The organism is Lactimicrobium sp. (assembly GCF_036453465.1).
Classification (GTDB): domain Bacteria; phylum Bacillota_I; class Bacilli_A; order Erysipelotrichales; family Erysipelotrichaceae; genus Bulleidia.
Genome location: NZ_JAZHUW010000029.1, coordinates 17,714 through 28,395, shown reverse-complemented (window position 1 = coordinate 28,395; position 10,682 = coordinate 17,714). Strand labels below are relative to the sequence as shown.

Sequence of the window (10,682 nt, the reverse complement as noted above, 5' to 3'; positions counted from 1 at the left end):
TATTCTATCTGAAAATATTATACTGTAGTGTCATGTATTAAGCTACTCATTAATGCTCAATTTAATTCGTGCGTTATCCTTACAGAGTCTGCCCAATACAATTTCTGACATCGTCCATATCTTCGGTGCATTCAAACCGTTTGATGACATTGCCTTTGCGGTCAACGACAAACTTGGTGAAATTCCATTTGATATCTGATGTCTTTTTATAGTCTGGCTTCCATTCCTGTAACAGATCATCCATTAATTCTGATTCTTCACCTGTAAAGCCATGGAATGTCTGCTGTGATTTCAGATAAGTATACAGGGGCAGTTCATGGATGCCATTGACTTCACTCTTGTGGTACTGGGGAAATGTAATGTGATAGTTTTCCACACAGAAATCATGAATTTCTTTGTCAGTACCCGGTGTCTGGCCCATGAACTGGTTGCACGGGATATCCAGCACCGTGAATCCGCTGTCATGGAGATCCTCCTGCATCTGCTGCATCTGTTCATACTGCCAGGTAAAGCCGCATTCTGTTGCAGTATTTACGATCAGCAGCACCTGATTGGCAAAATCCTTCAGTGACTGTTCACTGCCATCCATACATGGCAGACTGTATGTCTCGATCTTGTTCATTGTTTTGTCTCCAGTGCCAATCATAGCAGGATTTCCTTTTCCGGCAATCTTGTTTTCTTACAGCAGGCTTTCCACAAATGCGCGGACATCAGCCATATCAGCTGTCGGCTCAAAGCGCTTGACAACATTGCCTTCACGATCGACAACGAACTTTGTAAAGTTCCACTTGATGTCTGTGGTTGCCATGTAATCCGGTGCCACCTTGGACAGCAGATCATTCATCTTGTCAGCCATCGGGCCGCTGAATCCTTCAAAGCCCTTCACGCTCTTGAGATAGCGGTACAGATCCAGCTGGTTGTCACCATTGACATCACTCTTCTTGTACTGCGGGAATGTTGTGTGATAGTGCAGTGTGCAGAACTCATGAATCTCTTCATCACTGCCCGGTGCCTGACCATAAAACTGGTTGCATGGGATATCCACAATCTCCAGTCCCTTGTCATGCAGATCCTCATACATCTTTTCCAGCGGTTCATACTGCGGCGTAAAACCACAGCCTGTTGCTGTATTGACAATCAGAATCACCTTGCCCTCGAAATCTCTCAGTGACTTTGTACCGCCATCGACGGTAGGAACAGAATAATCATATACGTTACTCATGGTAGTTTCTCCTTTATTGGTTTCTGCCATGATCATATAGTTAGCCTGTCCTTACTGCAAATCAGATGCTCAGAATTTCATTGAAAATTTCGGGCGGGGATACATGGCAATTTATTGCCGAGAGGAACCGCCCATCCTCCTTCTTTTCTAATAGACTGCAAATCGGCTAACCTGACTGACTTGCCCGTATCCAGCAGCACTCTTGTCCCGTTGCAGTGTGTACCTTTGACTGAGTGCTTTACACTTTTCCAAAGTACAACATCACCGTGCTGGAACTGATAGTGCTGTTTCCTCGTATTGGTATGTCCAGCAGAACATTTCTGTCCGCGAAAGATGCGTTCGTTCTTCTCTGTACGCCTGCTCTCACTCTGCTTTGTTCTGCCGCATGAGAGCTGTGCACCTGATTTCTTCTTACCATCCCGAATGTCGATATATTTGGCATCGTAGAACTTTGATAGGATGCGGTTGTTCCTCCGCTTCTTGACGAACAGTTCTTCTCTGCACCGATGCAGAGGACGATGACTTCCGATGCAGTAGGCATCATTGGCATGTGTCTTTGCAATATGACGCTCTTTGCGGGTAAGAGCTGTCTTTGCACCATACTGGATATGAATTTCTACTTCAGGATGATTCAGCACTAATGCGTAGTACATCCGCCATCTGACAGAGGACATATAGCTTGCACCAGCAAGATTGTCTGCTTTTGGCTTTATACCCCAAAGTTTGCCGCCTACTTTGTGGTTCTTAGCCATGTGGCACTTCTCACACACGGTAAGCAGATTGCCAATCCGGTTTGACCGATACGGCGGTGTCATCCAGAAGCCAATGTGATGGGTATGCAGAATAGCTCCGTCTTTGATACTTCTTCCGCAAACCTGACAGGTATAGTGGTCTCTGCCGAACACAGCGGCACGCTCTGTCTGGTACAGATACTTACTGCCTTGCTGGTAGTTCTTGCCCTGTGGCAATGGCTTACCATCCGCCTCTGCCTGCAAAAGTTGGGTGTCAAACTTTCCCATCTCAAACGTAGCAGTGGTGATTGGCATGACCTTGCAGAAGGAGTCGAACAGCCGTGTCTGGTTATCAACTCTGTGCTGCAAAGACGGGGCAAGTGCTTCGCCTTTTGTCTGTTTTGGGTTGCGGTTGTTGAACCGTGGCTTGCGGTACCGCAGTCTGTTTCGTCTTGTTCTGCGGTACTTACGGCAGTCATTATGCCGTTCTGTTTCGTTTGCCAGCATGTCATACTGGCGATGCACAAACTCATGCTTTTCTGATTTGATAGATACGCCGACATGCTGATAACCTGTGTCACTGGCGTACTCAATCGGCTGAGTCTTGCCTCTCTTTCTCTTGGTGAGCCTGATCGTAAAGATCGGCCGATACTGCTCAATGACGGCCTTCCCGCTTTTCAGCAGTTTGGCTGCATGACGTTCAGAGGTTGGCATCAACTTCTGGCCCGTTTTAGAAATAATTGCAACTGCCATGGTTAATAGCCTCCTTTCGTTAAACATTGAAACCTGTCAAATGACAGTCGCCGGACAGATATATCTGTCAGACTCGCTTACGCTTCCCTGCATCGTACTGACTGCAGGATTTCCGTACTTGCACAAATGTGCAGTTACGATGGTTCCCATCGCCAATGTTGTGCCAAGGTTGTGATGACTGCTGCACGCCGCCTACCCTCAGCGGTTTTTAACAGCAGCCCGTAGAGCAGCAGACTTGGGAAGCATCTGCTGGTACCTGATATTCTTGGCCAACGTAGTGCTCGAAGCACTTAGGCTAATCAACCAAGCTTATGAGAATTGCTTCTCACAAGCCTGCGGCTTTCAGCCGCGGGTAGTTGACTGAGATCCTTTGGCACAATTGTCCACTGATAGAAAGCAGGATTCTGATAGGAAGAAATCCATTCCTTCAATGTCTTCTGTGCATCATCTTCGCTTGTATAAGCCGGCCAGGTCAGATACTTTGTGACCTCCTGATCAGATGCCCAGTTCTGATACATTGCCGCAGCATCTTCCATCTCAAATCTTCTTAACAGCAGCCTTTTGGTTTCAATATTGCAGGTTCCATAATGATTCATTGTTTATTCTCCATTTGATATGCCTGTTTTCCTTATCGGCGATTCATTCGTAACTTCATCATAATTATATGTAACTTCCGGGTGGTTTTACTCTTATGATGGTCATACATCACAGAACCTCAATTTACCGATCCAGGCTGTCAGGATCCAACAGGAAATCAATCAGATTGATTCGCAATATGCCATCTTCATCAATCCAGCTCTTACCATAAGATTTTGATATCACAATTTTTCTGAAAGAATCATTTACAGACTTTAATGGGCGCAGTTCCGTCTGTGCTTTTTCTTCATAATCCATATTCAGCGCAGATTGGATGTAATACCGCTTGTATCCCTTATTCGCCACAAAATCGATTTCGCAGCTCTTACGGATATATTTTCCATCTGCAGTTTTTTCAGATACCGGAACAACCCCCACATCCACATGCATGCCTCTGACAAGAAGCTCATTGTAAATCATGTTTTCCATAATATGGGTTTCTTCCTGTTGTCTTAAACCGAGTCGGACATTTCTCAGACCAACATCAGTGCAATAGTATTTCGAGGGATATTCAAAATACTTTTTCCCCTTCACATCATATCGATCCGCTTTTGAAAACAAAAAGCTTTCCGTAAGATAATTCAGATAATTACTGATTGTTTCCGGATTTACATGAATATTTTGAGTACTCTGAAGTGTTCTGGCAATCTTACTAGCATTTGTGAGAGAGCCAACCGAAGAGCATAAATCATCCGTCAGAGATTTCAGAACAGAGGGAAGCGCAATCGTGTATCTTTCTTCTATATCCTTGAAATAGATTTCTTCAAACAGGTTTGAAAGATAGTCGAATTTATCCTCATCTTCATCTAATTTCAGCAGATAGGGCATGCCGCCATACATGCTGTACTCGTTATAAGCATCCTGCTTATCAAGGTTGGAAGCTGCGTAATATTCAGCAAAAGACAGCGGATACATATGGATAACATCGCCGCGTCCTCTGAACTCAGTTGAAATATCCTTGGAAAGCATTTTTGAATTGCTTCCAGTCACATAAACATCAATATTCTTCAGATGCAGGAACCCATTTAAGACACTATAAAGCCTGATAGGCCTGTCCTCCTGCTTCAGCTCTTCTTTTGAAATTGCATATTGAATCTCATCGATCAGCACATAGTACTTCTGCGTACGGTCAGATGCTTTTTCACGAACAAAAGAAGACAGATGGTCCGGATTCCGCAGATCCGCATTCTGATCATCATCAAGAGCGATCGCAATAATCTGATTGTCCAACACACCCTGTGTTCTCAGATAATCTGTGAACAAATTAAAAAGCAAGGTACTCTTTCCACACCTGCGAATACCAGTTACAATCTTAATCCGACCGTTCCATTGTTTCCTTATCAGTTTTTCAAGATATATTTTTCTTTCTATCATAGTATAACCATCCGGAATTTATTAATAATTATTGTATTCTTTCGACTGCATATTATCATGCAAAGTTTTTTATCACAAGCAATAAAAGAACCTGCAGGGCTCATTCTGCAGGTTCCATCAAGGAGGATATGTAAGGGTAAATTATGCGTTGTAATGTTCTTTGGACCACTTGGCGAATTCTTCATCTGTGGCCAGGACAGAATGTGTCTTGGTCAGCTGGTGAATGACACCCTTGCTGTAATCAACACCTTCTTTGTCCTTATCATAGCTCAGTGCCACTCTCGTCTTTTCCACAATAGGATTTGGATGCGGGATGGCAGACAGCAGTGATCTTGTGTACGGATGAATCGGATTGGAGAAGATTTCATCCGTCGTACCTGTTTCGACAATGTATCCGAGGTGCATGACACCGATTCTGTCAGAGATGTATTTGACCATGGCAAGGTCATGGGCAATGAACAGATATGTAATGCCCATTTCATCCTGCAGGTCCTTCATCAGGTTAACAACCTGTGCCTGAATGGAAACGTCCAGTGCGGAAATGGCTTCATCAGCAATGACCAGCTCCGGATGCATGATCAATGCTCTGGCAATACCAATACGCTGTCTCTGTCCACCAGAGAACTGATTCGGATAACGGGTCGCATGTTCATGTGACAGACCGACACGATCCAGAATTGCATAGACCTTATTATCCAGATCTTCCTTATCCTTATACAGGTGATGCAGCTCAAGTCCTTCGGCAATGATTTCCTTGACCTTCTTACGAGGGTTCAGGCACGCCATCGGATCCTGGAAGATCATCTGCATATTAATTCTCAGGAAAGACTCATCCTTCTTGGAAAGCTTGCCTGAGATATCATGGCCGTCAAAGATAATCTTGCCGGCTGTTGGATCATACAGGCGGATGATGGCTCTGCCAGTGGTTGATTTGCCCGAGCCGGATTCACCGACAAGGCCGTATGTCTCACCACGGTAGATATCGAAGGAGATGCCATCCACAGCCTTGGTTGTATAGGTGCGGGAAATACGGAAGTATTGTTTCAGGCCTTCCACATGCAGCAGCGGTTCCTGATTGTAATCAATTTCCGGCATAGCGCTTATCCTCCTCCTTCATCTTCTCAATTCTCACTTTCAGCTGTTCCGGCATCTCAACCTTCGGTGCTCTTGGATCACACAGCCAGGAAGCGACACGATGCTTGCCGCCAACGTTGTACATCGGCGGTTCAGCCTTGTAATCAATCGCCAGTGCATATGGATTACGTGGGGCAAAGGCATCACCCTGAATTCTCTCCAGCAGGTTCGGCGGCGTGCCCGGAATCGCAAACAGACGGGTGGAATCCGTATCGGTATCCGGCATGGAAGCCAGCAGGCCCCATGTATACGGATGACGCGGATCATAGAAGATCTCATTGACATCACCCTTCTCAATGATGCGGCCGGCATACATGACATCCACATAGTCTGCCACCTTGGCCACAACGCCAAGATCATGGGTAATGTAAATAACCGAAATGTTATGTTCTTCCTGCAGCCTCTTGATCAGCTCCAGGATCTTGGCCTGGATGGTCACATCCAGTGCCGTAGTCGGCTCATCACAGATCAGGATATCCGGATTGCAGGCCAGAGCAATGGCAATGACGACACGCTGCCGCATGCCGCCAGACAGCTGGTGCGGATATTCCTTGAAACGCTTCTCAGGATTCTCAATGCCGACTTCTGTCAGCAGATCCAGTGCTCTCTTGCGGGCTTCTTCCTTGGATACATTCTCATGGGTCGTGATCGGCTCCATGATCTGCTTGCCAATCTGCATGGTTGGATCAAGAGAAGTCATCGGATCCTGGAAGACCATGGCAATGTGCTTGCCATTGAAGCGGTAACGGATTTCACGCTGGGACAGCTTGGTCAGATCGACGGTCTGCTTTTCACCCTTTTCATCCGTATACGTATAGTTGATCGTACCGGAATCAATGCGGCCGTTGCTGGCCAGGATGCCCATGATGGTCTTGACGGTAACGGACTTGCCGGAGCCGGACTCACCAACGATGGCAATGGTCTCGCCGCGGAACAGGTCCATGCGGACACCGCGGATGGCATTGACTCTGCCGGCGGATGTTTCAAACGAGATATTCAGATCGCGGATAGAAAGGACACGGTCCTCTTTCTTACGTGGTACAAGTGACATACGCTTCCTCCTTATCCCTGCTTCTGGTTCGGATCGAAGGCATCACGAATGCCATCTGCGAACAGGTTGAAGCTCAGCATCAGCAGAGCCAGCACGATGATCGGCGCAACCAGAATGAATGGATGCACGGTCATGGACTTGTAGCCATCAGAGATCAAAGAGCCAAGGGATGCCTGAGGAGGCTGGATGCCCAGACCTACGAAGGACAGGAAGGCTTCAGTGAAGATGGCATTGGGAATAGAGAACATGGACATGATGATCAGCTGTCCGAAGATGTTGGGCATAATGTCCTTGAAGATGATGTAGAAACTCTTGGCACCCATGGTTCTGGACGCCAGGACATATTCACTTTCCTTGAGTTTCAGCATTTCAGCACGGGCAATGCGCGACATGCCGATCCAGCCGGTGATCATCAAGGCAAATACGATGGAAGTAATGCCGCTTGGCAGTACAAGTCCAAGCAGGGTGACAACAACCAATGTCGGAATACCGTTGAGCACTTCGACGATTCTCTGCATGACCATATCAACCTTGCCGCCGAAGTAGCCGGAGATCAGGCCATAGGACATACCGATGACGATATCGATGATGGCTGCGGCAAAGGCGATGATCAAAGATACACGGGTGCCTTCCCACACACGGGTGAACAGATCACGGCCGTTGGTATCGGTGCCAAACCAGTGATACACATTGGTCAGTCCCTTCTGGGCATAGACATTGACACCGTTTTCCTTGCCGGCAAAGATACCAAGCTTTTCAAGACCCGGAATACGGGGCGGCAGTGACTGCTCTGCCTGGTTGATGGCTTCGCCGGAATAACCGGAAATCATCGGGCCGACAATGGCAAAGAAGATAATGATCAGAATGATGACCATGCCGACAACAGCACCCTTGTTCTTGCAGAAGGATACCCAGACGTCATGGGCATACGATGTTGTCTTGTACACCTTGTCATGCAGCTTTTCATTCTGATGGACAAATTTGAAATCATCTTCTGTATAGTCATCAATGACTTCATCTGTCAAAACAGGTCTGCTTGTTTCACTCATCTGTTAATTTCCTCCTTTCGCCACTCTGATACGAGGATCAATCACGCCATAGAGAATATCCACAATCAGCATCATGATGATGTACATCGCCGAATACGTGAAGGCACAGGCGATGACAACGTTATAGTCATTGGACTGAATAGCCTGCACCATCAGCATGCCGATGCCGGGAATGGCAAACACCTTTTCTACGACCATGGATCCAGTCAGCAGGTTGACCAGCAGCGGTCCCATGATGGTAACCAGCGGAATCAGTGTATTACGCAGAGCATGGTGGAGAATCAGCGGACGTTCCTTGACGCCCTTTGCCTCAACCAGGGAAATATAATCAGAACCAAGTACATCGATCATTTCAGAACGGGTGAAACGGGAGATGTTGGCCATCGGGAACATGGCCAGTGCAATGGTAGGAAGAACACTGGAAGAGAAGGGAATGGCAGTGTTGTAGAGAATCGGTGCCCACTTGAGCTTGAAGCCGATGTAGAAGGCCAGCAGCAGGGCGAATACATAAGATGGAATAGAAACACCCAGAATAGAAACCACTGAGCAAAGAGAATCGATCCAGCTGTTGTGATGCAGTGCTGCGGCAATGCCAAGCAAGAGACCCAGAATAGAGCCAAGCACCATGGCCTGAGCACCAATGCGGATGGATACACCCAGCGGGCCCATGAGCATTGCCGATACGGATCTGTTCTTGGTCAGTACGTAGGAGACACCAAGATCTCCATGCAGCATATTGACGAGGTATTTGAGGAATCGCACGAAGAATGGCTTGTCCAGTCCGTACTTGGCATACAGGGCAGCCTTCTGGGTTGCGGTCAGTTTTTCATCGTTGAACGGGGAGCCTGGCATGAGATCGAGCATCAGGAACAGGACAAAGATGATGACCAGCAGGGTCAGGATACTGATCAGCAATCGCTTCAGTATGTATTTTGTCATAAACTATCCTTTCTAAATTAGAATGGAGCGAGTTTATAGCAAACCCGCTCCATGATCGTTTTGTGATGAATGAGCCTTAAGCAGCTCTCTTCATATGACGATAGGAATCGACACCTGCGTTGTGGAACTCAATTCCTGTAACCTTCGGATTGATCATCATAGCACCGCCATTCTGATATACCGGGCAGGTTGCATAATCATCCAGCAGCATCTTCTCAGCTTCAACCATATCAGCCCAGCGTGCAGAAGAATCAGCCGCATCATCACCAGTCTCAGCCTTGTTCAGCAGTGCATTGTAATCATCATTGCTGTAAGAGCCTGTATAGCCTGGTTTATCAGACTTGAACAGATCCAGATAGGTCTGCGGGTCAGCATAGTCAGGGCCCCATCTTGTCAGACCAATCTCATAATCATGCTTTGTCATCAGATCCAGTCTTGTCTTCTTCGGCTTGGAATCCAGGTTGACAGTCAGACCAGGCAGATTTGTCTGCAGCTGCTGCTGCAGGTTCTCAGCCACAGCCTTGCTGGCTTCAGAATCCTCGAACAACAGGGTAACAGTGACATCTCCACCCAGAGCTTCCTTTGCCTTTGCATAGGCAGCCTGAGCAGCAGTGACATCTTCCTTCACAAGTGTACCGGCTGTCTCACGATAGTCCTTGCCATCCGGTCCATATGCGAATTCCTTCGGAATGAAGCCTTCCGCAGCGACGGAGCCATCCTTCAGTACATCTGTGGCAATGCTGTCACGGTCAATGGCAAGAGAAATTGCCTCACGCAGATCCTTGTTCTGCAGTGTTGTATTGTCGAAGTTGTAATCAAGTCTCCATGCATAGCCCTGCAGACGTGTTGTGAAGCCTTCCTGATCCTTATAGGCATCAACCTGCTCACTTGCCAGCTTGACAACATCGATATTACCAGACTGATATTCAAGCATTGCGGACTGTGTATCCTGCAGGAACTTGAAGGTCACTGTATCCACATCTGTATTGGATGCATCCCAGTAATCATCATTCTTTGTGAATGTGTACTGGTTGCCTGTCTGCCAGTCGGTCATTGTATACGGGCCGCAGTACAGCAGATCATCAACGCTCTGTGCATACTTGTCGCCCTCAGACTCAAAGAACTTCTGGTTCAGCGGGAAGAAGGACGGGAATGCCATCAGTGACAGCAGGAAGCTGCACGGCTGGGTCAGATGAACAACGAATGTCTTGTCATCTGTTGCCTCAACACCAAGCTCGCTCTTGTCCTTGGCGCCGGAGATAACATCAGCAGCGTTTACCACGCCAATTGTAGATTCAATGAAGTTGTATTCGGATGCCAGATCCGGATCAACCAGACGCTGCCAGCCATAGACGAAATCTGCAGCTGTTACCGGATCGCCATTGGACCACTTGATGCCATCACGCAGATGGAATGTATAGGTCTTGCCATCATCACTCACATCCCAGCTCTCCGCCAGATCAGGCTGTGCCTGACCCTCTGCATCCAGCTGTGCCAGTCCTGCTTCACACATTGACTGCATGATGAAGGAGTTGCCATCTGTTGCATATTCATAATCCATTGTGTTCAGATCTGCATCCATTGCGACGGTTACCGTCTTGCCGGATCCAGATGATGTTCCGCTGCTGGCTGCCGCAGTACCACTGCCGCTGCCACCGCAGCCCGCCAGCATTGCCAATGCAAGAGCCAATGCCAGTGGTTTCTTGTAAGCTGTCATTTTTATTCCCCCTCTCTGGAATTAATTGTAATTTTAAGGCCAAATCTGAAAATTACAATATTAGATTTCATAGTTT

Annotated in this window: 10 protein-coding genes; all 10 read right to left on the bottom strand. The window is 47.3% G+C overall.

Annotated elements, in window-relative coordinates; translation table 11 throughout:
* Window positions 1-79: 79 nt before the first annotated feature.
* Window positions 80-622, bottom strand: coding sequence for a glutathione peroxidase (locus SOI44_RS07825; protein WP_331348652.1), 543 nt, complete (start codon window positions 620-622; stop codon window positions 80-82).
* A gap of 57 nt (window positions 623-679) precedes the next feature.
* Window positions 680-1,222 (bottom strand): glutathione peroxidase, encoded by a 543-nt coding sequence (locus tag SOI44_RS07820; protein WP_331348651.1) that lies wholly within the window; start codon window positions 1,220-1,222, stop codon window positions 680-682.
* Between the two features lie 77 nt (window positions 1,223-1,299).
* On the bottom strand, window positions 1,300-2,706 hold the full coding sequence (gene iscB / locus SOI44_RS07815; RefSeq protein WP_331348650.1) for an RNA-guided endonuclease IscB: 1,407 nt from the start codon (window positions 2,704-2,706) through the stop codon (window positions 1,300-1,302).
* A 299-nt stretch (window positions 2,707-3,005) separates the two neighbouring features.
* On the bottom strand, window positions 3,006-3,302 hold the full coding sequence (locus tag SOI44_RS07810) for a GNAT family N-acetyltransferase (RefSeq protein ID WP_331348649.1): 297 nt from the start codon (window positions 3,300-3,302) through the stop codon (window positions 3,006-3,008).
* Between the two features lie 124 nt (window positions 3,303-3,426).
* Complete coding sequence (locus SOI44_RS07805) at window positions 3,427-4,716, bottom strand: ATP-binding protein (protein ID WP_331348648.1); 1,290 nt, start codon at window positions 4,714-4,716, stop codon at window positions 3,427-3,429.
* Window positions 4,717-4,857: 141 nt separating this feature from the next.
* Window positions 4,858-5,811 carry an ABC transporter ATP-binding protein gene (locus SOI44_RS07800; RefSeq protein WP_331348647.1) on the bottom strand — a complete coding sequence of 318 codons (954 nt, stop codon included), beginning with the start codon at window positions 5,809-5,811 and terminating at the stop codon, window positions 4,858-4,860.
* A complete protein-coding gene (locus tag SOI44_RS07795) occupies window positions 5,798-6,901 on the bottom strand; it encodes an ABC transporter ATP-binding protein (protein WP_331348646.1) in 1,104 nt (367 codons plus the stop codon). The genes SOI44_RS07800 and SOI44_RS07795 overlap by 14 nt, the downstream gene beginning before the upstream one ends.
* An 11-nt stretch (window positions 6,902-6,912) precedes the next feature.
* Complete coding sequence (opp3C, locus tag SOI44_RS07790) at window positions 6,913-7,950, bottom strand: oligopeptide ABC transporter permease (RefSeq protein WP_331348645.1); 1,038 nt, start codon at window positions 7,948-7,950, stop codon at window positions 6,913-6,915.
* A gap of 3 nt (window positions 7,951-7,953) precedes the next feature.
* Complete coding sequence (locus SOI44_RS07785; RefSeq protein WP_331348644.1) at window positions 7,954-8,889, bottom strand: ABC transporter permease; 936 nt, start codon at window positions 8,887-8,889, stop codon at window positions 7,954-7,956.
* Window positions 8,890-8,965: 76 nt separating this feature from the next.
* Window positions 8,966-10,606 carry a peptide ABC transporter substrate-binding protein gene (locus tag SOI44_RS07780; protein ID WP_331348643.1) on the bottom strand — a complete coding sequence of 547 codons (1,641 nt, stop codon included), beginning with the start codon at window positions 10,604-10,606 and terminating at the stop codon, window positions 8,966-8,968.
* Window positions 10,607-10,682 lie beyond the last annotated feature (76 nt).